This is a genomic window from Streptomyces sp. CBMA152, from assembly GCF_014596475.1.
Classification (GTDB): domain Bacteria; phylum Actinomycetota; class Actinomycetes; order Streptomycetales; family Streptomycetaceae; genus Streptomyces.
Genome location: NZ_MECJ01000031.1, coordinates 152,344 through 176,916 on the forward strand (window position 1 = coordinate 152,344; position 24,573 = coordinate 176,916).

Annotated in this window: 15 protein-coding genes and 1 pseudogene; 7 read left to right on the forward strand and 9 right to left on the reverse strand. The window is 68.8% G+C overall.

Going from position 1 to position 24,573, the window contains the following annotated elements; translation table 11 throughout:
- Positions 1-69: 69 nt before the first annotated feature.
- The 4 genes from BG418_RS32045 to BG418_RS32055 form a co-directional block, all read right to left on the reverse strand.
- Positions 70-1,131: a cytochrome P450 gene (locus tag BG418_RS32045; RefSeq protein WP_188277548.1), complete on the reverse strand. Its 1,062-nt coding sequence runs from the start codon at positions 1,129-1,131 to the stop codon at positions 70-72.
- Between the two features lie 797 nt (positions 1,132-1,928).
- Positions 1,929-6,959, reverse strand: coding sequence for a hypothetical protein (locus tag BG418_RS32050; protein WP_188277549.1), 5,031 nt, complete (start codon positions 6,957-6,959; stop codon positions 1,929-1,931).
- 419 nt (positions 6,960-7,378) lie between these two features.
- On the reverse strand, positions 7,379-7,501 hold the full coding sequence (locus tag BG418_RS40665) for a hypothetical protein (protein WP_262928630.1): 123 nt from the start codon (positions 7,499-7,501) through the stop codon (positions 7,379-7,381).
- Positions 7,502-7,958: 457 nt separating this feature from the next.
- Entirely contained in the window at positions 7,959-8,303 is a 345-nt protein-coding gene (locus BG418_RS32055) for a hypothetical protein (RefSeq protein ID WP_223185739.1), read from the reverse strand.
- A gap of 760 nt (positions 8,304-9,063) precedes the next feature.
- Here BG418_RS32055 and BG418_RS32060 point away from each other — a divergent pair.
- From BG418_RS32060 to BG418_RS32080, 5 genes are all read left to right on the forward strand, one after another.
- A complete protein-coding gene (locus tag BG418_RS32060; protein WP_188277550.1) occupies positions 9,064-9,264 on the forward strand; it encodes a DUF5988 family protein in 201 nt (66 codons plus the stop codon).
- 10 nt (positions 9,265-9,274) lie between these two features.
- On the forward strand, positions 9,275-14,566 hold the full coding sequence (locus tag BG418_RS32065; RefSeq protein WP_188277551.1) for a type I polyketide synthase: 5,292 nt from the start codon (positions 9,275-9,277) through the stop codon (positions 14,564-14,566).
- A gap of 325 nt (positions 14,567-14,891) precedes the next feature.
- Entirely contained in the window at positions 14,892-15,779 is an 888-nt protein-coding gene (locus BG418_RS32070; RefSeq protein ID WP_188277552.1) for a spirocyclase AveC family protein, read from the forward strand.
- Positions 15,776-17,257 (forward strand): NAD(P)/FAD-dependent oxidoreductase, encoded by a 1,482-nt coding sequence (locus BG418_RS32075; protein WP_188277553.1) that lies wholly within the window; start codon positions 15,776-15,778, stop codon positions 17,255-17,257. Before BG418_RS32070 ends, BG418_RS32075 begins: the two co-directional genes overlap by 4 nt.
- A 53-nt stretch (positions 17,258-17,310) precedes the next feature.
- Positions 17,311-18,360, forward strand: coding sequence for a cyclopropane-fatty-acyl-phospholipid synthase family protein (locus BG418_RS32080; protein WP_223185740.1), 1,050 nt, complete (start codon positions 17,311-17,313; stop codon positions 18,358-18,360).
- Between the two features lie 44 nt (positions 18,361-18,404).
- On the opposite strand, the gene BG418_RS32085 is transcribed toward BG418_RS32080, so the two are convergent.
- Positions 18,405-18,545 (reverse strand): Mu transposase C-terminal domain-containing protein, encoded by a 141-nt coding sequence (locus BG418_RS32085; protein ID WP_317453831.1) that lies wholly within the window; start codon positions 18,543-18,545, stop codon positions 18,405-18,407.
- A 325-nt stretch (positions 18,546-18,870) separates the two neighbouring features.
- On the opposite strand from BG418_RS32085, the gene BG418_RS32090 reads away from it, so the two are divergent.
- A complete protein-coding gene (locus BG418_RS32090) occupies positions 18,871-19,032 on the forward strand; it encodes a hypothetical protein (RefSeq protein ID WP_188277555.1) in 162 nt (53 codons plus the stop codon).
- Positions 19,033-19,340: 308 nt separating this feature from the next.
- On the opposite strand, the pseudogene BG418_RS41295 reads toward BG418_RS32090, so the two are convergent.
- Positions 19,341-20,729, reverse strand: a pseudogene (locus tag BG418_RS41295) (IS1380 family transposase).
- A gap of 207 nt (positions 20,730-20,936) precedes the next feature.
- On the opposite strand from BG418_RS41295, the gene BG418_RS32100 reads away from it, so the two are divergent.
- On the forward strand, positions 20,937-21,974 hold the full coding sequence (locus BG418_RS32100; RefSeq protein WP_188277556.1) for a hypothetical protein: 1,038 nt from the start codon (positions 20,937-20,939) through the stop codon (positions 21,972-21,974).
- Here the strand turns inward: BG418_RS32100 and BG418_RS32105 are convergent.
- The 3 genes from BG418_RS32105 to BG418_RS41305 all read right to left on the reverse strand — a co-directional run bounded on the left by BG418_RS32105 (position 21,926) and on the right by BG418_RS41305 (position 24,325).
- Complete coding sequence (locus BG418_RS32105; protein WP_317453833.1) at positions 21,926-22,687, reverse strand: glycosyltransferase family A protein; 762 nt, start codon at positions 22,685-22,687, stop codon at positions 21,926-21,928. The two genes, BG418_RS32100 and BG418_RS32105, sit on opposite strands and share 49 nt — an antisense overlap.
- A gap of 485 nt (positions 22,688-23,172) precedes the next feature.
- Positions 23,173-23,403: a hypothetical protein gene (locus tag BG418_RS41300; RefSeq protein WP_188277557.1), complete on the reverse strand. Its 231-nt coding sequence runs from the start codon at positions 23,401-23,403 to the stop codon at positions 23,173-23,175.
- Positions 23,404-24,211: 808 nt separating this feature from the next.
- Positions 24,212-24,325, reverse strand: a complete 114-nt coding sequence (locus tag BG418_RS41305; protein WP_399001107.1) for a transposase — start codon at positions 24,323-24,325, stop codon at positions 24,212-24,214.
- Positions 24,326-24,573: the final 248 nt, after the last annotated feature.

Sequence of the window (24,573 nt, forward strand, 5' to 3'; positions counted from 1 at the left end):
CGAGGCGGGCAGGGTCGGCGCCCGCAGTGCGGGCAGCGGTCCGCGGACCGCTTGGGCCCAGGGCGTGTCTCATGTGGTGACGGGAAGGGCTGTCAGGCCCCGCAGGCGCAGTGATCGGCGCGTGTGCGCGGCGTTGTGTGATGTCGCGAGGGTCAGGTGGGGTGTGTGTTGGTCGAGGCTGAGGAGAGCGGTGCGAAGTTCGGTTCGGGCCAGTGCGGCGCCGGGGCAGTAGTGGGGGCCATGCCCGAAGGCCAGGTGCGGGTGGGGATGGCGTACGGGCCGGAAGTGCTCAGGGTCGCGGTTGCCCGCGGTGAGGGCGAACAGGACGGTGTCGCCTGCTGTTATCGGTGTTCCGCTGATGGTGATGTCGCGGCGGGCGAAGCGTCGCACGGAGGTCAGGGCGGGGCCGTGGCGGTGCAGAAGTTCTTCGACGAGCGCGTGGAGGTTCTCCGGGCTGTGGCGTACTGGCGGCAGGGTGTGGGGGTGGCGCAGGACCTGGAGGACGCTCAGGCCGATGAGGTGGGCGGTGTTCTCGATGCCTGCCCACCACATGCCGAACGCCAGGCCGACCAGTTCGTCCTCGCCGAGCCCGGGGCCCTTGGCGCTGGTCGCGATCCATCGGGTGATCAGGTCGTTGCGAGGGGCGCGGCGGCGCTGGGCGATCAGACGGGCCATCAGCTGCTGGACGCGGTCGATGACGTACTGCAGGTCGCGGGGGCGGGGAGGGTGGAGCATCGTGCGGGTCCACTCCGCCAGCTCCGGGCGGTTGTGTGCGGGGACGCCGAGCATGTCGCAGACCACGGTCAGCGCGAGCGGCAGGGCGAACTCGCCCATCAGCTCGCCGCCGCCGCGCGCCGCGATCGGGCGGGCCAGGTTGTCCGCGATGCGGCGGATCCGCGTGTCCCAGTGCGCGATGTGGCGCGGCGCGAGCGGCGCTGCGGCCAGCGTGCGCAGCCGTGTGTGGTCGGCGCCGTCGCGGTTTTGCACGTTGGCCGCCAGGGCCCTGGGCAGGCTGAACCCGCGGTAGCCGTCGCCGGCGTGGATGTCGTCGAGCGCGAGCAGCGGGCTGCGCATCCAGAGGCGTGCCTGTGCGTGCGGGGTGACGAGCCAAGCCGTGGACCCGTCCGGCATGCTCAACCGGCTCACTGACCGATCCCGGTGCAGAAGACCAGAGGCCGCGGGGGTATACGCGACGCCGGGGTGAGGATTCATGGGACGGTGCCTTCCCACCCTCGGGGAACCTGACCCCCGGCGGCCCTGGCCAAGAGGCAGCACGGCCGGGAACGGTGGCTTGTCTGTCCCAATCTGTCGTTCGAACGATCCGGGCCAACGGCGAAGGGGAGGCAGAACCTCTCCACCACCGGTCTGGTGGGCGGTGGCGGGAGGGCCGAAGGCGCACGGGGGCAAGGCGGCGATGCGGCGCTCGGCCAAATCCACCGACGGACGTTTCTGGTCCGGATTCGTCCGGGTAGGCCGCCGTCTGTCGTGTGCGGGAGGGCCCCGTCAGCCACTTGGCATTCGCGTCGATGAACTCCTTCATACCAGCGGTCAGATGGAGGCGGACGTTGCCCCAGACCAGGACGATCGAGCCCGAGCTGAATACGGGCACGGACGATCAGGTCACGGAAGTCCCGCCAGCCGAAGCCCTTCGGCTCGTCCTTCCGGCCCCGATACTCGCGGATCGCATAGATGAGCCGGGACCGCCGACCCGGCTTGAAGCAGGCCATGCCCGCCTGGCCGCATGCCATGCCGGTAGGCGTACCGGCGGACGCAGAAAGGGCCCCTCGGTCGCCGGGGCGATGAGTGAGGTCATCACGCCGACGGCCAGGGGCCCTGCCTGTCACACCTCAGCTGACCGGTTCACTTCACCTCGCGGTGCAGGATGAAAGAGGTTCAGCAGGTGCATACGGTGTGAAAGCACGGTCCAGTTAGGAGTAATCGCACTTCCACATGCTGCACCAGTACCCTTGTGACCACTGCCCGCTGATCTCTTCAGAGCCGTCCGGGTGGATGTATCGGTAGTGGGCCGTCATCGTGTACGAATTGGTTCCGAAGATCCCCTCTGTGGGGAGGCGGATGAGTTGGTGGGCGGTTTCGTTGCCGTCGGGGAGCTTCCCGGGCGACGGGTCGAACTCTGCCTTTGCGGAGATATCCCCGGATCGCTCGACCACGATCTTCGTCCCCTCCGCCAGTCCCTTCCCGTTGTTCCAGGCGAAGGCCACGGCGGAATAGATTGTGCTGACTTCGAACTGCACGTCCGGCTTGGCGGGCAGGACCGACCGGTCTACGTGGGTGAACTGGTCTCCGGTGAAGATGTGGTTCGCCATGGGCTTCCCCGGTACCTGGAGAAATCCATGCACCTCGTCCTTCCCCGTGTTCGCCCCGATCTCCGGCCAGCGCTCCGCGTTCCGCTGCACAGGACCCGTCTCGCGGTCTTCCAGGTCGTTGTTGAGGCACACCTGGTTGCTGTAGGCGCCGGAGAAGAACTGGAAGCAGTCCTCGACGCCGGGGATGGGACGGATCGCATCAACGCGCTTGACGCCCGACTTGGCGAACAGGCCCTTCAGGGTTGCCCAGTTGTCCTCGATGCTGCGGGGCTCGTTAATGATCTTTCCGTCAGTCCCGAGGCGCGCGTACTTGTCTCCGGAGAACAGGTACAGCTCGCCCGGCCTCCTGGGTACCTTCATGCCGGCGGTGATCCTGGTGTCCCGTGACGCGGCGAACAGGGGTGCAAGGCCCTCCCAGTGTTCGGTCGTCTTTTTGACCTCGCCGGGGGACAACTTCAGGTCGCCTCCGTTGGATGAGGTGGAAACGCTCAGAATGTTGGCTCCGGAGAACAGGTAGTAACTGTTGGGGGCCTGGTTGGGGACGACGCCGTCGATCTGATGGGACGAGCCGGGTGCGGAGAGCAGTTTGCTGATCGCGTCGTTGCCGGTCTGCGGAGTCATGCTCCGTGCGGGCTCTTCGGCCTTCCAGGTCTGGCGCGCCGGGGTGCCGTCTTCGCCGGACCAGGTGGTGACGTATCCGTCCGGTTCCCCGGAGTCCAGGTACTGGCCGGTGGCGAGGTTTTTGATGCGGCCCTTGTCGTCGGGCTGCCAGCGCTGTTCGGGTGCGTTGCGGTGGGTGCACGCGTTCACGGTGACCGGGTCTCCGGCTTTCTTCCCTCCGGCCATGCACAGCCCGCCTTCAAGGTCAGTGATGCGGCCAGTGGTGCGGAAGAAGAATTCCTGCCGGGTGGGATCGGTGGCGTCCTTCGCGTGGTTGGCCTTCTCGTTCTCGATGTCGAAGTGCAGGTACCTCTGTGCGCCGTCGGATGTGGTGGAGAGACGGAAGGGGTGTCCCAGCGGAAGGAATCCGGGGCCGGTGAGTCCGAAGTTCTTCAGGACGTCTTCGACTTCTTCCGCCGTGACACCGGCGGGAGGATTTTTCTTCAGGTTCTCAAGAACCCCGGCCCGCATCTTCTGCGAGCTTTCGTAGCAGGGGTTGCTTCCGTCCGGCATACTGCGCCCGCACCAGATTCCCAGCTGGATGCTGCTGACGCGATCGATGTAGGCCTGGTTGAATTCCTTGCCCTGTTTCTCGTTCCAGGCTGCGTTCATTCCGTCGGCGATCGACTTGGCCGCTGCCTGGCGCACGATGTCGGGTGTCTTGTCGGTGAGTGTGTCCACCGCGGCGTCGGCGTTTTTGGATGCGTCGGTACGCGCCCAGTCACCGGTCTTGGGGGCGGTGTAGGCGCCCCCGTCGACGGTTGCTGTGGCGGCGTGGGCGGTCGCCTTGACCGAGGCCCGCTGGAGTTCGACGGCCTGGAGGAAGCCGATCGCCATGGCGACGACCTGGGTGCCGCCCTCCTTGGACAGCCAGCCCTTTTCCGGGTCCTGAAGGTACTTCATCAGGGCGTCGTGCCACCCTATATCCCGCTCCGCTACGGCGTTTTTGACATCGTCGTAGCGCTGGAAGTCAGCAGCGATGGCCTGCGCGCCGAGGTGGTAGACCATCGCCACGGCGAACGCCGGGCCGCCGATTCCCTCCACTCCTGCCGTCTCCAGAAGACCGGCGAGCGAGGCGGCGGCATCGACACCGAGGCTCACATAGTCCTTGTGCTCAAGATCGACCGCCAGGCCGAGGATGTCGCCCACCGCGGGGATGAGCGCCGCGATGGCGGCGCCCTTGTCCAGATCGGTGGAGTCGCCGGAGAACGCCTGGTAGAGGCCGAGGAGGTACATGCCTGCTCCACCAGCGCTCTTCACCCGTTCCCACGCGAGATCTCCGGCCGGGTTCGCAAGCTTCCCGCGCGTCTTCTCATAGGGCACGTAGAAGGTGGCAGGATCCTTCAGCGACGCCTTCATGTCCTTGGACAGCTTGATCTCGGAAACCTCACCGATACCGGCAAGTTTCTTCTCCACCAGCCTCTCGGCCACGGCCCGCGCCTCACGACGGACCTGCTCCCAGTCCACCGTCTCCACACACGACGCCGTACCGGACTTGGCACACAGCTCCTTCGCCCGCTCCCGCGCCCGGCCCGGCAGCTTCTTGCCCTCGGCAACGGCCTGCGCACGTGCCGGCTCCCGATCCAGTGTCTTGGCCAGAGCCATCACCGGCTTGCCGACACGATCGAGTGACTCGGCCAGCTGGGTCAACGTCTTGTTCGCCTCGGCCAGTTTGCCGGCATTGACCTTTCCACCCGAAACGGCAGCTACCAGTTTCTCCCGGACCGCCTTGGCCTTCTCCCGTACCTGGGCTGAAGCTTCCTCGGAGTTCTCCAGAGTGTGTGCCGCCTCGGCCAGCGACTTGGCCGCTTCAGCCACGTTCCCCTCACGGCGCAACGTATCGAGGATGTCCGCGGACTCCTGCACGAACCCGATCTCCGTACACCCGCGCGCCGAGCCCTTGGCACGCGCGGTGCCCGCCGAACGCTTGGCGAGCGACGGGCCGATCGGACAGCCCGCCATCATGGCCTCCGCGTCGGCTACGCCTCGGGTGCCCTTATTGAATCTCTGGACGAGCTCCGGCTTGTTTCCCTGGGCCATCTCCCAGGGAACGATGAGCTCGTACCGTTCAGCCCCGCCCGCATCCGTGGTGCCGTCCTTCAACTTCAGGACGACCTTGTCCTTCGCGAGGGAGTCCACCATCGGGTCGTCGGCCTTAACCTGGAACTCTTCCTTGATGCGCTTGACGCGCCTCTTGTCGAACTGCTCCTCTGTCTCGCCGACCTCCTTCACCATGTCCACGGTTGCCAGGGTGAAGGGCGGTTGCAGTTTCACCTTGACCACGCCCCCGGCGGACATTCCGTCCTCGCCGATGGTGTACCCGGCGGCGTGGCTTTCGTTTTCCGCCAGGTAGAAGCCCTTCCAGTCCCGCTCATTGTTTCCGGCCGTGCCATGGCGCTCGACCCCTTCGAGGACTCTGTCCACGTCCCCGGGCTTGACGCCGTGGAACGCGACCAGCTCCCTCTGCATCTCCTCCCGCGTGATATCGCCCGCAGCCGACGGCAGTTGCACCCGCGCGTCCGGATGCTCCTCCAGGAAGCCGCGGACCTCCCGGGTGCGGCTGTGCGTCTCCTGCGTCACTTCCTCGGGCCGGCCGTCCGCGCTGCACCACACCGATTCGCGGCCGCGGCCGAAGTAGCGCGAACAGGCCCGCACCGCGCTGGACAGAAGCTTCTTCCCGGTCTTCTCCCCGGCCTTCTCCAGCTTGTCCCGGAGGGCTTGAGGGTCTTTCAGTTCACGGATGGTGAAGGAAGTGTCGGGCGGCACCGTGACGAACTCGCCGGCCACCTCCGCTCTGGTCTTCCCCCACGCCTTGGCCATCTCCTCCGCGGGAAGGTCGTAGTGCGGCCGCGCGCTCCAGTTGTTCTCCTCGGCCAGGCGGGTCTCGCTGCTGAGGTAGGTCTGGCCACGGCCATGCTGGACCTTTTGCAACGCCGTCTTCGTGGCCTCGTCAGGGGCGTTCTTTATCGCTGTCCCGATGGCTTTTTCCGACTCGTCGACGAAAGCCATCCTGAGCTCGGACTTGCCGCCAGACGAGGCAACAGTGGTGACGGATGTCCGGGCATCGTTCCCGCCGAGGGTCCTGACCTCTTCACCGGCGATGACGACCTTGGCAGTCTTACGTGATCCGTCGGCGGCTGTGAACGGAACCTCCACCTCGACTTTCCATCGAGGGCCGTCGAGCAAGGTCCCCTGGAGGTAGTGCCCGACGTGGACCAGCTCGTGTCCGACCAGCTGGCTCTCGTGGATGGCGATCCGCTTGCCGTCGGGCAGATAGCCGAAGAACACCTTCGCCTCGTCAGGCATGGCGACCATGCCTTCGGATCCGTTGGAGTTGCTGGCGCGGCTACGGTCGATGGCGTTCGCCACCGGTTCGGAGACGACCGCATTCTGACGCAGGTCGTCGGCGAGAGCCTTGTCGGCCTCCTCCGCCTCCTTCAGTTTCCGCTTCAAAGCGTCGGGCCACTGCTGTTCGTCGGCGGGCATACCCCGGTAGAACAGCGTGGTGACCGTGTCATTGCCGAACGCCGGCTTCGCCTTGCCCGTCGCCACATCGATCGGCCGCATACGGCCGATCCCCTCCAGCAGTTCCCGGCCCTCCGTGCTGGAGGCAAGCCCCTTGACGGCACCCTCGACCCGCGCAAGGAACGCCTCGGCCTTTGCCGCTTCCGCTCCCTGGGCGCCCACGGGCAACGTGTGTCCGCCCGAGCTACCGGTGTACCTGTCCCACAGGACAGCTATCCCCGATTGCACCTTCGAGTCCGGAATCGCGATGCGGTACGCCTTGGCCTGCGTCCCGTTCGGCAACGTCACCGTCACCTCTTCACGGCCCGAACCCACCGTCCGCTTGCCAGCCTCACCGGAGGCTGCCGCCATATACGCCTTACCGGCCTCCTTGAAGCCAGGCGAACCTGCAGCAGGTGTTGCGGCCAACGCCGCCGGGGCGATACCGCCCAGCAAACTGGCTGCCACGAGTGCCCCGATCAAGGGAACTCGCATCGATCTTTTAGAAACTGCTCTCATCTGTCTCTCTCGTGCCGTCGCATCGACCAGCCGACAGCGCCCAGCGCCGCGAACGGCAACAAGGGCGTCAACTACGGTGACAGGCAGGCTGGCTTCGCGGCAGGAGACATCGAGCAGCACGCAAGGGCTGCCACAAGGACCTGGGCGCGCTCTTCCCCGCCAGGGGGCCGCTAATGCACAGGCGTCGGCCCCATGGACCGGCGCCCGCACCACGCCGCTGCGCTCACCATCACCAGGTCAAGCGTTACTTGGCGAGAACTTTACCAACAAAATATTGATATAAAACTTAACGAGTGCTTTGCCCGTGAAGCGCAGATATGAGTGGCTTCATTGCGCTTCACTGCCACGACAGACCGTCCGCTACGGCTTCAGCGGCGGCGCCCAGCACCGCGCTCGATCCCGGCGAACTGCACGGCCTGGTCCTCGGCGTCGTCCACCGCTACACCAACCGCGCTGTTCTCACCGGGGTGGTTGCCGAAGAGCGGCGCCAACGCCGTGAGTCGCCAAGATGCGATACGGATCCTCCTGGAGCGGTCCGAGCCCCCGACCGGCCGGCCCCATCCTGTGTGCGTTCGTCCAGGGCACCGAACCCGACCCTTACCCAAAACCCCGGCCAGGCCCGTTCTCTCAGCTGATGCGCAATCACAAGAACCTGGAACTCCCGCTTCATCCACTGCGTGACAGCAAGTGTCGACAGGGGCGTGACCATGCAGATCGGGACCTGGGCCAGAGCGGCGGGTATTTCGCGCGCCACCGCTCGTAGTTGGCCATACCGCCCGGACGGCACGCCGGGACAGAGCACGTCCACGCAAAGCCCCCTGCGCCCCGGGTGCCCTGGCAGGGCGGCGTCCAGATGCCACAGGGCGGCGATCTGGTTTGCTGCCAGGGCCTTGGTGCGGCCGGCAGCGCCGGCCGCCGCTCGATGCCGATCACCGGGTCGCCTTCGATTCAGCCCGGCAGCTGCCACCAGCCGATCGCCCTGCGCGCGATGGACGGTTCCCGGTTGACTGTGTCGGGGTCCATCGCGTGCGCCCGCGCGGCCAGCTCGGTGAGTACTTCCGCAGCGCCCGGGTCGTCGATCGCGGTGACGGGGACGACGGGGTGCTTCGCGCCCTGGCGGGCGGGACCGCCCGGCGCGGGTTCGCCGGCGGGCATCCATCCCCATGCCGTCCGCGAGATCCGGTAGATCCGGGCGGAGGGCTTCGCGATGCCCATGCCGGTGAGGTACCGCTCGGCCGCCGCGGAGTCCGACGACGGAGGAGCGGACAGGGGCACCACCCAGGCGCGTGGCAACCGCAATGCGCCCCTTGCCTCGAGTTCGGTTGCCGGCTCGATCGTGATGACCGCCCCGGCTTCCGCCTCCGCCGCAGGGAATGTGTGCACCTCGCCGTGCTGGCGGGAATGCCCCGCCGCAGGTCGCGGTGGTCGCGGCAGAGGCTCCACCGCAGTCAATCCGGCGTGTGCCGGGGCAAGTGTGGGGCGGTCGGGGGCACTTGCCGAGGGCGCGCGCCATGCGGCTGTGCGCAGGGTGCGCGGCGAGCGCCCCCTGAGCGCGCCTTGTCGGAGGTGCTCTGTTGACGCCAGCTAAAAGGGAAGGAACGGTTCCCCCGCCTTGTGCAGGCGGTGCTGGTGCCCTGCGTGGGCCTGCTGGTGGAGGTGGCAGTTATGACGGTGGCGAGATATGGGCGGCTGGTGATGGGTGGTGCGCCGGAGCTGTCGCGCTTGTACCTGCCGCCAGGCACAGTCATGTCTGGTGAGAGCGGTAGCGGGGGAGTGCGCGGTCTGATCTGGGGTGAGGGCGCGAGCGGTGGGGTTCCGGCTACGGCAACGGGTGGTCTGGGAGGTTGCGGCTGCCGGTGGGTGTGCGCGGGGTGTGCGGGGCGTGTTGGGGGTGTGCGGGGTCTGCCCGCGTATGTCGTGTGCGCGCCCTTTTCGGTGGGGCGGGGTGGTTGTTGGCTCTGCGTTACAACAAGCGTGCGTGCGGGTTCCGGGGCGGGCGGTACTGGCCGATCGCCCGGGGCGGGCGCGCGGTAGGGCAGGCAGGTGATGTGCGGTGATCACCATTGTGGTGGAGGGCGGCCCCGAGGGCCTGGGGCGGGTCTGGGAGATTGATGCGCCGGTGGTGCCGGAGCGGTGGGTGGTGGCCTTTTACGGTCGGCACCAGCACTACGAGCGGACGGGCGCCACGGTGCTGGTCGAGGGCCGACAGCTGTCGGTGTTCCAGTTCACCTACAGCACGGCGATCGCCGAATAGGAGCACGGTCATGTCTGCTTCCCAGGAGACGCCCATTGCCGTCGTCGGGATCGGCTGCCGGTTCCCGGGCGGTGTGGAGAGTCCGTCCGGTTTGTGGCGGCTGATGGCCGAAGGCCGCTCGACGGTGGGGCCCGTGCCCGCGGACCGCTGGGACGCGGAGCGGCTCGCCGCGCTGCACGACCCGCAGATCGCGGCGCGCGCCGCCGTCGGCTGTTTCCTCGACGGGGACGTGTGGGCCTGGGAGCCCGAGGCGCTGTCCGTGGCGCCCGCGGAGCAGGACTCGGTGGACCCGCAGGCCCGGGTGCTGATGGAGACCGCCTGGGAGGCGGTGGAGCACGCCGGCATCCCCGTCGACCGGCTGCGCGGCAGCCGCACCGGGGTGTATGTCGGCACCTACGCCCTGGATAACCTCTTCCGTGAGGCGCGGCCGGTCGAGGATGCCCCCAACAGTGCGTATCTCTTCGGTAATTACCATGCGGGGCCGGCGGGGCGGGTGGCGTTCTCGATGGACCTGCGCGGCCCGGTGATGGTGGTCGGCACGCACTGCTCGTCGGCCATGGTGGCGCTCGACAGCGCTTGTGGTGCGCTGACCCTGGGGGAGTGCGACGCTGCCCTGGCGGGCGGTGTCCTGCTGATGCTGGCCCCGCAGACCCAGTACTTCGAGGCCCCGCTGCTGCTGTCCGGCCGGGGCGCCTGCCATGCCTTCGACACCCGGGCCGACGGGTACGTGCGCGGCGAGGGCGCCGGCATGGTGCTCCTCAAACGCTTGGCGGACGCGCTGCGGGACGGGGACCGGGTGCTGGCGGTGATCCGCGGCAGTTCCGTCAACAACGACGGCCGCTCCACCCGGATGACCGCCCCCTCCACCGAGATGCAGCAACTGCTGTTCCGGGACGCTGTGGCCAGGGCGGGCATCGACCCCGGTGAGGTGGGGTTGGTGGAGGCGCACGGTCCGGGCACCGCGGTCGGCGACCCGGTCGAGTACACCTCGATCAACGCCGTCTACGGGCGGGGACGGGGGCGGTGTGCGCTCGGGTCGGTCAAGACGAACATCGGGCACAGCGAACCGGTCTCCGGGATCGCCGGACTGATCAAGACCGTCGAGGCGCTGCGGCGCGGCGCGGTCCCGGCCAACCGGAACTTCACCCAGTGGAACCCGGCCATCGTCCGGGACGAAGAATCCCGGTTGTTCGTGCCGACCGAGCTGACTGCCTGGCCGGTGCCGGGGAACGGCCCCCGGCTCGCCGCCGTCTGCTCCTATGGCGTCAGCGGCACCAACGGGCACCTCGTCCTGGAGACGGCACCCACCCGGACCCACAGGCGTGCGGCCCAGAAGGCGCGCGGGCACGACGAGCCCCGGCTGTTCCTGCAGTCGGGCAACTCGCCGCAGTCCCTGGCCGCGGCGGCTGGACGGTTGGCGGAGTGGACCGGAACAGAGGATGCGGCCGATGCTCCGCTGGGTGACGTCGCGCACACCCTGGCGCTGCGCCGCGCCCATGCCGAGCAGCGGCTCGGCATTGTCGCCCGCAGCCGCACCGAACTCGCCGAGCAGGCAGGGGAGTTCGCCGCAGGGGGCGTAGCCGACGGCGTGGTGACGGGGACGCCAGTGCTGCCGCCGGGGCATCTCGGTCCGGTGTTTGTCTTCACCGGTCAAGGCTCGCAGTATCCCGGTATGTGCCAGGGCCTGCTCGCCCACGAGCCGGCGTTCGCCGCCGTCGTCGACGAGTTGGAACCGCTGATTTTGCGGGAGTGCGGATTCTCGCTGCGCGCGATGCTCGAGGAGCCGGACGGCCTGGTTGGTGTGGACCGCATCCAGCCCACCCTGTTCGGCGTGCAGGTGGCGCTGGCCGCGCTCTGGCGGTCCTGGGGGGTGCAGCCCGCGGCAGTGATCGGCCAGTCGCTCGGCGAAGTCGCCGCCGCCGTGGTGGCGGGGGTACTGAGCACCGGGGACGGTGCCAAGGTGATCTGCCGCCGGGCCACCCTGCTGGCCCGCATCGCCCATGGCGCGATGGCCTCCGTGATGCTCAACGCCGCAGACACCGCAGCCGCGATCGAGGCGGCCGGCGCCGACGGTGTCTCCCTCGGCGTGCTGACCTCACCCGGCACCACGGTGATCTCCGGTGACGCGGCGCAGGTACGGGCGCTGGTGGACGCGTGTAACGAGCAGGGCACGGTGGCCCGCCTGGTGGACGTGGACGTGGCCTCGCACTCCGCCCAGGTCGATCCCATCATTGGTGAACTCCACGAGGTCCTCGCCGAGCTGCCCGCCAACCGGCCCGGCCAGATCGCCTTCTACTCCACCGTGACCGACGACCCCCGTAACCCGGGCCCGCTGGGCGCCTCCTACTGGGTGCACAACCAGCGCGACACCGTGCACTTCCAGCGCGCCGTCGAGGCAGCGCTCGCCGACGGCCACCGGCTGTTCGTCGAGTGCACCGCCCACCCGCTGGCCACGCGCCCCGTCCAGGACACCGCCCGTGCGGCCGGCATCACCGACATCGTGGCGGTCGGCTCGCTGCGCCGCGGGACCGACGACCGCGAGGCGTTCCTGACCCACCTCGCCACCGCGCACGCCGCCGGATACGACGGCATCGCCTTTGCCACCCGCTACGGCGACGGCGAGCTGGCCGATCTGCCGGTGACCGCCTGGAACCGGACCCGGCACGGCGGCAACCAGCCCCCGTACGCCCTCGTCGCCCCCCAACTGCCCGCCGCCCGCCAGCACCCGCTGCTCGGCGGCCACGTGAGCGACCCCGACCACCCGGGCCGGCACCTGTGGCAGACACCGATCAGTCCCCGGCGGCTGCCCTGGCTGGGCGACCACAAAGTGGCCGGCACCCCGGTGCTGCCCGGCACCGGCTTCGCCGAGATGCTGCTCGCCGCAGGCGCCGAGGTCTTCGGCACCCGCCACATCGCCCTCAGCGACCTGCGCATCGACAGCCCCCTGATCCTTGACCCGGAACCGCGGGTCACCACCCGCCTGGTCCGCGACGGCAACGTCGCCCTGGCCGAAGTCCTCACCCACAACGATGACGACGGCAGCGTCCTGGTGCACGCCCGGGCGGCAGTACGTGCTCTCGCCCCGACACCACCAGGGCCCCTCTACAAACCCGACGAGGAGTGGAGTGACACCACGCCCGCCGACCTGTACCAGCATCTGCGCGAGCGCCACGACGTCTTCCACGGCCCCGCGTTCACCGCGATCGACCGCATCCGCATCCACCCCGATCGCACCCGCGCTGTCGCCGCCCTCTCCCTCGCCGACAGCGCCCGGGTCAGTGCCGCCGCGATGCTGCTGCACCCCGCGCTCACCGACGAGCTGGTGCAGACCGTGGTGGCGGCCTGGCTGACGTACTGTGCCACCAGCCCCGGCCCGGTCGTCGTCGCCGGGTTCGACGAGATCCTCGTCCACGGGCCCACCGCGCATACCCGGGCCGCGCACATCCGCCTGCACCAGGCCGACGACCTGGCGTGCACCGCCTCCGGGGTACTCACCACCGGGGACGGCACGGTCGTGGCCGAGGTACGCGGGCTGCGCCTGGCCAACATCACCCCCGCCGAACAGCGCTACACCGACCGCCTCGCCCACCTGGCCTGGGTGGCGCAGGACGCTCCCGCCGCTCCCGCCTCGAGCGACCAGCACTGGCTGGTCATCCTGCCGGAGGACGCCGCGTGGGGCGGACGGCTGAGCAAGCTGCTCGCCAAACGGACCGCGGGCAGCCGCACCCTCATCCACCCAACCGGGCAGCCCCTGGACACCATGCAGCTGGACGCCGCCCACGCCGCCCACGACGACGATTCCGCCCCGCCTCCCTCTCACGTCCTGCTCGCCCTCAACGGGCAGGACACCGAGGCGACACCGCAGGCCGCCCGCGCCGCCGTGACCCGGACCCTGAGCGTGCTCCAGCGCCTCGCGGAGTGGGAACGGCCGCCGAGGCTGTGGGTGATGTGGCGCGGCGACGACCCGCTGGCCGCAGCAGGCGTACGCGGACTGCTGCGGGTCGCAGCTTTCGAACACCCCGAACTCCTGCCCAGCGCACTGGAGGTGTCCGGTGCCACCCCGCTGGAGGCGGTCCTTGCGGACCTGCTCGCCGACCAGCGGGCGATCACCGAAATCGCCTGGCGGCACGGCGTGCGCACCGTTGCCCGGGTCCGCCCCGGCCCGGCACCGGACACCGGCGACGGTCTGCCCGCGCCGGTCCGGAAGGACGGCGCCTATGTGATCACCGGCGGCCTGGGCGGCCTCGGCCTGCTCACCGCGCGACGGTTCGCCGAACGGGGAGCGAGGCGGGTGGTCCTGTGCGGCCGCAGCGAACCCTCGCACGCGGCCGCCACAGAGCTGGAGAACCTGCGCACCGCTCTGGGGACCGACCTCCAGGTCGTCCTCGCAGACATCGCCGAACCGGACACCGTGCGCCGCGTCCTGGACACCGCGAGGGCCGACGGCCTCGCCCTGCACGGCATCGTGCACGCCGCCGGCGTCGTCGAAGACGCCACCCTCACACGTCTCGACACCGACCTCCTGGACCGGGTGTGGCGCGGCAAAGCAGAGGGGGCCTGGGTCCTGCATCAGGCCACCATCGGCACCGCCCTGGACTTCTTCGCCGTCTACTCCTCCGTCGCCTCTCTGATCGGCTCACCCGGCCAGGGTGCTTATGCCGCCGCCAACGCCTATCTCGACGCCCTCGTCGCGCACCGCATCGCCGAGGGCCTGCCCGCCACCGCAATCCACTGGGGCGCCTGGAGCGAAGTCGGCCGCGGCCAGCACCTGGCCCAGCGGGGCTTCGTCATGATCTCCCCCCAGGACGGCATGGACGCCTTCGAGAAGATCCTCACCGAGGGCCACCGCCAGATCGCCTACTCACCGCTCGACATCGGCCGGTGGACCGCCTCGTACCCAGCCCTGCGCACCGCCACGCTCATCGGGGAACTCCTCGACGGCCCGGCAGACAGCGAGGACAGCCTCACCCCGGTACGCGACGCGGTCCTGAGCGCCGACTCCCTGCCCGAGCGCCGCCGCATCCTGGAGACCTTCGTCATCGACCAGGTACGCGAACTCCTCGGCAACACCACCCGCCACATCGGCGCCCACACCAGCCTGGTCCTCCTCGGCCTGGACTCCCTCGGCGCCGTCCAGCTCCAGCAACGCCTCCAGCGCGCCCTCACCGTGGACATCAAGCCCGGTGTCATCTGGGTCAAACCCACCACCGCAGCCCTTGCCGAATGGCTCTTGGACGCCATGGCCCTCACCTCCCCGACAGAGGCGGACACCAGCGACCCGGCATCGGAGCACCCACGATGAGCCCCCCTCTGAGCGGAGTGACGGAGCTCGCGCACACCGCTGCCAACCCGAACAACCCGACACCGACTCGGTATCGGAGCGGATGGGCCTGCGCACCGACGATGCCGCGACGGCCGCCGGTGCTCCCGTGCCCTGACAAACCGTTCTGCGGCGCCGCGAACTCCGCTCCACAGCCACCGGACGGGGAGAGCCAATGAGGCGATCACGCCACGCCCGCGGACAACTCCCAACCAGAGGCTGGCTGTCCACGCCAGAAACCAAGATCCCGGTGGGGGGACAAGAAGCCGTCCGCGAGGACACCCGACGGCGATGGCTGATTCCACCGGTGGTGTTCTGGGCAGCGCTCGGCATGGTCATGGCGGGCCTGGGCGCCTGGGTGATGCTGCGCTGGGCACTGGCCGACGTCCCTCACTGGATGCCCCGCCGCCCCGACGGGGTCAGCCCGGGGCGCGCGGCCGTGCTGTGGGGGTCCTTCTACGTATTCCTCGGCGCGACCACCGGGTGCGTAGGGTGGCTGGCCTGGCAGTGCGTCAGACAACGCCGGCTGCTGCTGGACGCGATGCTGTGCATCGGCTACACGGTTTCCTTCTGGCTGTCCCCGATCGCGCAGTACGGAACCCGGATGGTGCACTTCAACGTGTACCTGCCGAGCACTACCTCCTGGGGGCCGTTCATCCCCGGCTGGCACAGTGAGCTCGCCGAACGCCAAAACGACTCCGTCGTCGCGGGCTGGACCGGATACCCCCTCATGATCGGCATGATCTGGATGGTAGCCGCACTGATGCATCTGCTCTTCCTGCGACGCAACCCCGGGCTCTCCGGGCCGAGGTTCGTCCTGGCAGCTTTTGCGGTCACGTACGTCGTCGACGTCATCGTGGAATCGGCCTTCATCCTGTTGGGCCACTACGGGTACGTCAACTCGATGGCCGAGCTCGCGATCATGCCCGATCACTGGTACCGATTCCCGCTGTATGAATACCTGGCAGTCGCTCTGTTCTGGGTGGGAACGCCCTATCTGGTGCGGCACTACGGCGGCGCACCCGTCTTCCACGGAAGCGAGCGGCTTCCACCGCAGCTACGCACCCCCGCCAGGCTGCTGGCCATCATCGGCCTGGTCACCATCTGCACGCTGGTTTCCCTGGTGTCCTTCCGGGCGTTCAACCTGATCGGCACTCCCCATCCGGCCACCGACCTTCCGGGCTACCTGCGATGACACCCCACAGCACAGCACCCCGAAGCCACCGCACCCCGACCGGCCACGCGGTCGTCATCGGCGGCGGCATGGCCGGACTGCTCACAACCCGCGTCCTGGCGGACTTCTTCGACCAGGTCACCGTCCTGGAACGCGCCCCGGCCGCCAGCGGTGACCGATGGCGCAGCGGGGCACCACAAGCCCGCCACCCGCACCTGCTGCTCGCCCGGGGCCGCTTGATCCTCGAGGGCCTGTTCCCCGGCCTCCACGACGACCTGCGCCTGGCGGGCACACCCGTGTTCGACTTCGGGCAGCGTGCCGCGATCCTGACCCCCGCCGGCCCCACTCCCACCGTGTCGACCGGCATCATCTGCCAGTCCAGCAGCCGGCCGCTGCTGGAATCCCTGCTGCACGCCCGCGTCCAGGCCCTGCCCGGCGTCACCATCCGCCACAGCACCACAGTCACCGGGCTGCGCTTCAACCCGGCGACCACCGCGGTCACCGGCGTCACCCACACCCGCCGAGGCACCCCTGCGGCATCAAATCGGGTGAGCACCGAGTTGGAAGCGGACCTCGTGGTGGACGCCAGCGGCCGGTCCTCCCGCCTGCCCGACTGGCTGGCCGAGCATGGCCTGCCCCGGCCTCGTACCACCACCGTCGACCCGCGCATCGGCTACGCCACCCGCCGCTACACCATCCCCGACACCCTCACCCTCGACGTCGATTTCCTCGCCGAACTCACCCGCGCCCCGCACCGCAGCCGCGGCTGCTTCGGCCTGCGCATCGAAGACAACCAGTTCCTGCTCGGCCTGCAGGGCGCCGGCGGGGACTATCCACCCCACACCGAGCAAGAATTCGCTGAATTCGCCGCCTCCCTGCACATCGGCCTGCCCGCCCTGCTCGAACACCTCACCCCCAGCTCACCGATCTACGGCCACCGCGACGCCCCCAACCGCCGCCACCACTACGAGAGGCTGCGGCCCTGGCCCACCGGCCTGGTCGTACTCGGCGACGCCGCCTGCGTGTTCAACCCCGTCTACGCCCAAGGCATCACCGTGGCCGCCCTGCACGCCCTGGCCCTGCGCGACCTGCTCACCCGTACCCACCCCGCCGACCGCACCACTGCCCTGGCGGCCTTCCAGCGAAGGCAGGCCCGGATCACCGCCTGGCCCTGGCTGCTGTCCACCTGCCTCGACCACGCCTGGCAACCCCAACCCCCCACCCTCACCGACAAAGTCACGGCCCGTGTGCTGGACGCCCTCCTCAACTCGCTCCCCGGCAGCCCCGCCATGTTCACCCGGTTCTTCCGCGTCCTGCACATGCTCACCGGCCCCCACACCTTCCTCCACCCCGCCGCCCTCGCCCGCACCGCCACCCACCTACGCCACCGCCCACCAGCCGCTCAACGCGAGCCAACTGCGGTGGCAGTCCAGCCGACTCGGAGACCGGCTCCCCGCCATGGAACACAGCAGCCGCCCGACATGGGAGCACCACGCTGATGACCGTCGAGCAGCAGCCACAACGCAACCGATCACAGGAAGGTGTACCGCCGATGTCCAACACTGACGACACAGCAAAGGACGTCACGCCGCAGGCCGCACGGACGACCCCGGAGGGCTTCCTGACCGTCGAAGGACAACAGCGGTTCCTGGACCTGTTCCTGCCGGTCCGCAACGAGGTGATCCACGACTTCTACCACCCTCCCGGCGGCAGCAAAGACCAACAGAGCATGACGCAAAAGCTGCGTGCTGCGGTCCGCATTCTGGGCGGAGGAGCCAAGGAAACCGTCGCGGAGATGTACCGCCTCCACTTCAATCATCTGTTCTCGACGATCTGGCTCGCTCTGGACTGGGGCCCGTACACCCCGGAGATCCGGAAGATCGCCGATCCGCTACGACGCCTGCACCTGTCCCAGGTCAACTCCGTGGACACCTGCTGGCAACCCGCCGTGGAAGCCGCGCCCGAAGACGGCCTGCTGGTCGAACTCGGCACCGGCCTCAGCGACGGGTGGGCCCGGCTCGCGCTGCTGATGCCACATGCGAGGATCGTGTCCATCACCATCGAACGCGACCAGGCGGAGATGGCACGCCGCATCGCCGACAAACTCGGACTGTCCGACCGGGTCGAGATCCGGGTCGGCGACATCTTCGACCCCGCGACCACGCACGACCTGATCGGGGCCGCCGACGCCATCACCGCGATGGGCGTCATCCCCCACTTCCCCCCACCCCGCAAGGCAGAAGGACTCCGCAGGATGGCGGCCACGCTCAAACCCGGCGCCCCACTACTGATCTTCGACGCCTACAGCACCCGACCCTTCTCACGCTTCATGGCCCGGGCACTCGCCAGCACCCAAAGCTGGTACCCGACCCGCGAGGACTTCCGAACCGCCCTCGACCAAGCGGGCCTCTCTCTCACCCGGTTCGACACCCACCCACCACAAAGCTGCCTCCCCATCGCCGACGACACCCGCACCAACGACCAACTCCGCCAGGAATTCGGCCCACTCATCGCATGGCTCTTCCCGAAAATCGTCAGCAACTTCATGAAAGGGCTCCTCAAACCCCAGGAATCGGTCTACCTCTCGGCCACTCGACGATGAGCCAATCGCGGCTTCACGACCGCGGCACCACCACCCTTGCCCCTCTACGCGGTGCCCTCCGGGTCCAGGGCCCAGAACCGGCTGATGTCGCGCGGGTCGCGGCGTAGCACGAACCGGCCGAACCGCTCGCGGCACGCGATCCACGGCTTGAGCGCGCTGCTGTAGTACTGCACGTGGTCGACCACGAACCCGGACGGTGCTAAGGCCAACGGACCACGGGCCAGAACCCAACTGGGTGGCATCGAGCAGAAGTGGGACGACGGAGAGCTCGACGGCGACATCGTCGAGGAACTCGTCATCGACGACGTCATCGGCGAAGGCACCGCCCGGCGGGAGTTCCCTGGTATCGCCTACGTCATCACCTGCCGACCCTCGACACCACCGCGCGGCCCGGTCAGAACCGTTGTGGGGCCGTTTCGTTGAGCAGAGAGACCCGTACCCCGCGGTGACCTGCCCGGGCCCGGCCGATCGTCCGCCGTCCGGGCCCCGCCCAGCTCGCAGTGCCGCACCGTGTGGATCAGCCGTCGCGTTGGTGCCGCGCCTGACCGCTGTTTCTTCATCGACGGCACCGCCGCCAACGTCACCGCGGCACGCGACGCCGGGATGACCGGCTTCCACTACCGCCAACTCGACGAACTGCGCGCGGCACTCGCACAGCTACCCAACCAGTAGCTGTCGCACGCCCGCGGTGCGTGATCCGCGTACGCCTATGGCGGCGGAGCGTGCCGGGGGTGCCGAAGGGGTGGAGCAGCCAGTGGTGACCGTGCGGTCGGCCTCGGTATGCCGCCGCCCGCAGGGTGCTGCGAGTGGAGGGGGATGGAGCCTTAGCCTGGATCCACCGGTCGGCTTGGGAATTGCTCTTCTGGGGTTGGCGGGGTGGGGTGTCGGGGTTCGGAGCCAGTTGTGGGTAGCAGGCATCCGCCAGTCTGCCCAGCTCTTCCACGGTTTCGGTTCCGGTTGGGCCCTGGTGGGCGAAGTGGTCAGGGACGTAGCACTGCTTCGGGTGGTGCGTGGACGGCGGCGAACAGCTGCGTCCACGGTTCCTGCCAAGGGCCATCGCTGTGGCAGGTGCAGCGCCGGGTGGAGCGGGCGATCCGGGCAGGGACACGGACGAGGTGGGCGCGGAGGGTGGCGGTGGTGGCCTTGGAATGGAAGGCCGAGGCCAGAGTACCGGTGGCTCGCAGCAAGTTGTAGGTCATGGCCTACGGGGTGAGCCAGGCGGAGTTGGCGTGGAAGGGGTCCCGAGGGCAGGTGGGCGAGGGCTGCGGCTTTGCTGTCGGCGATGACCTGTTCGACGACAGCGTGATGGCGGTGTTCCTGCTCGGCCTGGAGGGTCTCGGCGGGGTTGTCGGTGAAGGACGGGTGGTAGCGCCAGACGGGGAACAGTTCGCCCTGCTCGCGACAGTGGGTGGTTTGGGCAGGTCGCGGACCCGGCGCACGATCAGCCGGGCAGTGACGTGCTCGGCCTTTTTTGCGGCCGGTGAACGCGGTGTAGGCGGGGATCTCGGCGACCTGGGCATCGAAGATGAGTTCACCGGTGTCGGGATCGGGCACGGCAGTGGGGTAGGTGAACTGCTGCCATGCGGTGTCCGGGACGGCCAGGACGGCCCATTTGACGGAAGGGTTCATGCCGCGGTTGATGGAGAAATGGGCTCCGGCTCGGCGGCAGGCAGCGATCACACCGGCGTTGTAGAACTGCGAGTCCGCCCGCAGGACGCGTATGCCGGTGCAGCCGGCCTCCGCGGCGGTGCCCAGGGCCTCACGGACGAGTTTCGGGGCGCCGCGGGAGTCGGCTGCTTTGCCGCGACGCAGCCGCACGGCGGCGAGGTGGGCGTGCAGATCGTGGCCAGCAGCGGGTGGAGGGTGCGGATGCCCTTGAACCGGCCGTACTCGGCGCCCTGCTGGGTCCAGCCGTAGACGCGCTTGTGGGCGGAGTCGACATCGATGAACGCCTTCTCGCCGGAACCGGGTAGCAGCGGGGTGTGCGTGGCCAGTGCGGCCAGGAATCTGCGGTGCACGGCGTGGAGTTGGAGTGCGTGACCGTGGGTGAAGGCGCGCAGGAACGTGCCGAGCGTGGAGGGGGCACCGATCCCGCCGAACAGGGCCGGCATCGCACCGTGGTGCAGGACGTCCAGGTCGTCGATGCTGTCCGCACCCGCAGTCATCCCGGCCACGATGCTGGTGACCTTGGCGTCCACTGCGGCACCCGCGCCGTTCTTCGCCCCGCTCAGCTTCACCTTCTCTGCCGTCAGACGGGCAAGCCCGCACCTCTCGGCCAGCCGCATCACCGGGACCAGCCCGGCGTACGCGACCAGATTCGTGTCATCGAACGCAGCGGACACCGCTGAAGCGGCATGGGAAGACTGCATCTCGGAAGTGCCTTGTTGATCGTTCCTGCTGGAAGCCTGAAGAACTCCCATCATCGCAGGTCACAAGGCACTTTCTCGTTCCCCTGAAATCGACCGCATCCTCGTGCCGTGCCGTGCACGGCCAAGTCGCCGCACGGTGGCACCCTGCCGCTACTCATGGGCGACGGAGCGGCAACAACCGTTTCGGGTGCACTATGCTCCGGGTAAATGATCACTGATTCGCCCGGGTGTATACCGGCTGCTCGGGGGTTCGTCGAACGCCATCGTCACGGCCTGCGTGCTCTGTTCGGCGTCCTGAACGTGCCCTGGTACGACGGCGCGGAGCAGCTTGCGGCCGCGGCGGCCCGACACTGGCTGGGGCCGGAGCACGGCCGGACGATCATCTCCTGCACGCCTGCCCAAAGGGCCCGGGCGCTGGAACTGGTCGGGGAGGTAGGACTGTTGGAGGCGACGTGGCCGCAGGCGGGCACTGCCTTCGACGAGACCGACATCGTCGCGGGCCTGTGGTCGGCCAACGAGGGCCGACTGCGCTTAGTGCGCCGGCTGCACGATGAGCACGGTTGCCGGACCGGCCCGGTCAAGCTCTGGTGCGGCCAGCGGGTGCGGGAGGAACGCGACGGGAGCGTCGACGACATTCTCGGCCGACTGGCCGCTGCCGACCCGCGGCTGCTCCGCCATCCCTGGGTACGCGCCGAACTCACCCGCGATCCCCTGGACCGCGACCCGTGGCAGCGCCCGTTCGCCACAGAGTACGAACTGGCCATCGCTGCCGCCCTGACCGTTTTCGGCCCCGGCCTGACCCTCACAGACCGCCGCCTGGCCACCGGCCCGGCCACCCTATCGGGTATACCGCGCCGCACCGTCCTGTGGCAGGAACTGCGCACCGCGGACGGGCTGGCGCTGACCGTGCTGAACGCCGCTGCCCGGCACCGTCCTCAGGGGCCGCCCCGCCATACCACCGCCAGCTGCGCAGAGGAATGGCTCGCGCACCTGCCCCCCGCCGTCGGGGCACGCGTCCTGATCATCTCCGGCAATCCGCACACTGAGCGGACGCTCGGCGACATCGCCCGCGTGGCTCGGTGCGCCGGGCGCGACGACGTGATCCTGCAGGCGGCTGGGAACGGTGCGCCCGACCGGCCCTGGCGTCTGGAGCTGTGCCTGGGGGAGATCGCCCGTCTGCTGCACAACGACGCCGCTCACGCCGGCGTCACGTTCGCGGTTTCGGCTGCGGCGCGGCGCGCGTAGTCGGCTTTGAGCTGTTCGATGTCTTCCAGGCGGTAGCCGAACAGCAGGGCTCGGTCGTAGGCGGCGCCGAAGTTGTGCTCGCTGCCCGGGTCGAGCTGCTGGTAGAGCTTGACCCGGGCGATGCGCTTGTCCAGGCTGTCCCAGCCGGAGTGCACCAGGCGTATCCCGTCGGTGTCCTCCAGCCGGCCGTGTTCGGTGAGGTTGAGCGGCCAGTGGTGGTTGTGCAGGGGCTTGCGGCCTGCCTGGAGGCCGGGCCGGTATCGCCAGATGGCGCAGCGCATGCTGGTCGCTGTTCCCATCAGCGGCACCATGCGCGGAAACTGCGGGTCGTCCCAGCTCGATACCAGCGGACACCGCAGACCCGCCACCTCATCCGGCGAGGCAGCCAGACGAGCCCGCACATCACCCTCGACCTCGAGAAGCTGGTCGTCGTCGGTCATCACGATCCAGTCGGGTCGGCAGAAGTCCGCCATGCGGTACAGCAACTCCAACCCCGCCGACTCCGGCACCAGCCACGGATCACCAGGCAAGCCCGCACGGGCGTGCACCACATTGGTCACCCCCGGATGCTCCCGCAGCACCTCGGCCGTCCCGTCAGTGCTGCGGTCATCCACCACATAGATGTCGTCGCACCACCGGGCCAGCCCATCAAGCACCGCCACCAGGCCCTTCCCGCCATTACGGACCCGCATCAGACCCAGTACACGCACCACGACCCCACAAATCACAGACCAGATGACGAACAAGACAGACGAACCGCACTCTACGGCTGCAGACCCAGCAGACCGCCGACGCGGCATAAGGGAGTGCATCCCATGGGTGCCCTCTCGTTCGGCGGATATGGATCCGCACGAGGTCTCATCATCCCAGCTCAGATATCACCCATGCGTTCGAGTCCGTACTCAGGGCCAACTGGTGTTCGGTGGATCGAGGCTTAGCGCCCCTCTTTGGACCCCCGTCGGCGTGGAGCGCGACAGGTGTGGGGTTCAGCCGCCCGACGATCCCGTGCGCACCCAGTGCACAGACATGGCCGCGCAGACGCCGTCGAAACTTTGCCGACGCCGCTGTGTCATGGCGTCGGCCGGCAGAGACCGGCGAGTAATAGTGCGTACGAGCACGCCACCGAAGTGGCGTACGGCGAGTCATGCGCTGCTCAACAGCGCCTACCCCACCGCGAGTTCGGCCAGGCGGGTGCGGGCTACCGACATGTGGCCTTCTGCGCCCGGCTCTGTGCCACGATGGCGGCATGGCGGCGCAGCCTCGTGTCTACGGCTCTGATCCTGACGACCCCGAGCCGTAGGCGGTCGAGGGCCACGAGTACGTCACTCTCCAGGGCGGCCCGCTCGACGGGCTGCTGGTCGACGTCACCGGTCTCAGCGCCGAAGAGCGGGCGGAGGGCGGTGCCCTGATCGCGGAGTACGGCGCGCATGGCCCCGGCGGGCGGGCCTGGTACGACGCCCGGGAGAGCGATGACCGTTACTGGGACTGGACGGGCGATACCGCTATGTAAGCCATGCCTGCCGAGCATCCGTCCTCACCACCCGCATCTCGGTGAGAGTGGTGAGGACGGCCAGCTGGGTTTGCGGCCCGTTCTACACGGACTGCACCGGCATCATCCACCGTCTCAAGGATTTTGAGACACTGCGCACATACACGCGGCCTCCGGTCATCGCCGGGATTCTTGACCACCCTCTGCTCCGGGGCGTCCCGGGCGTCGACGCCCACATGACCGTCGACCGTGTCGCCCGGGAGTCCAGCCGCACTCCACATGTTCTGCCGCCCAGGGCGCGCGAGATTCAACTGCCACACCTCCTCCGAGAGCCGCCTGCTGGCGCGCTAGGGGAGGCGTAGGTCGCTGGCGGCGATGTCCTTCAAGGTCGGGGCGGCTGCGCTGATCTCCCAGACGTGGGTGCGGTTTCGTACGGGCAGCGGTGGGTCGTTGGGCCGCCAGGGCCGGTAGCGCAGCAGTCCGTAGCGGGCGGCGACGTGCTGGATGGCGGCCTGGCCCCAGCGAGCGGATGCTCTGCGCCCGGCGATCTGGCTGGTGATTGATCTAAGGCCGATGAGGGTGTCGCCGGGCCGGATATGACCTCCGCATCGAGGCGCATCCCGGCGGTGTCGTGGTGGGCGCGCACCGTCGTGGGGTCCACGCTCGCCAACAACATATCCGCCTCTGACCGGGCGGCGGCCTGGGCGATGAGACCTTCCAACAGCACAGTGAAGACACCCTGGTCCCTCTAGAGGCGAAGACGGCCGTAGACGGTGGGCCATGGACCGAACTCGGCGGGCGTCTCGCGCCACTGGGTGCTGGAGCGGAACCGCCAGATAACCCCCTCGAACTGGTCCCGCAACCGGGCCGGAAAACAGACCGTACTCGCCGATCGGCAGGTACGGCTCGATGAACTCCCACTGCTCGTCCGTGAGTTGCCTACGCCTCACACCCAGCGTCCTACCAGACCCCCCACACGAGGACAGAATCCAAGGATCACGACCTCGCACAGTCCCTAAAACCTCCCACCGTCGCGGCCAACGGCGACCTCAACGCCTACTGGGAGCACCATCTCGTTGCCGAACACCAGCGTCTCTACTCAGCTGGCCA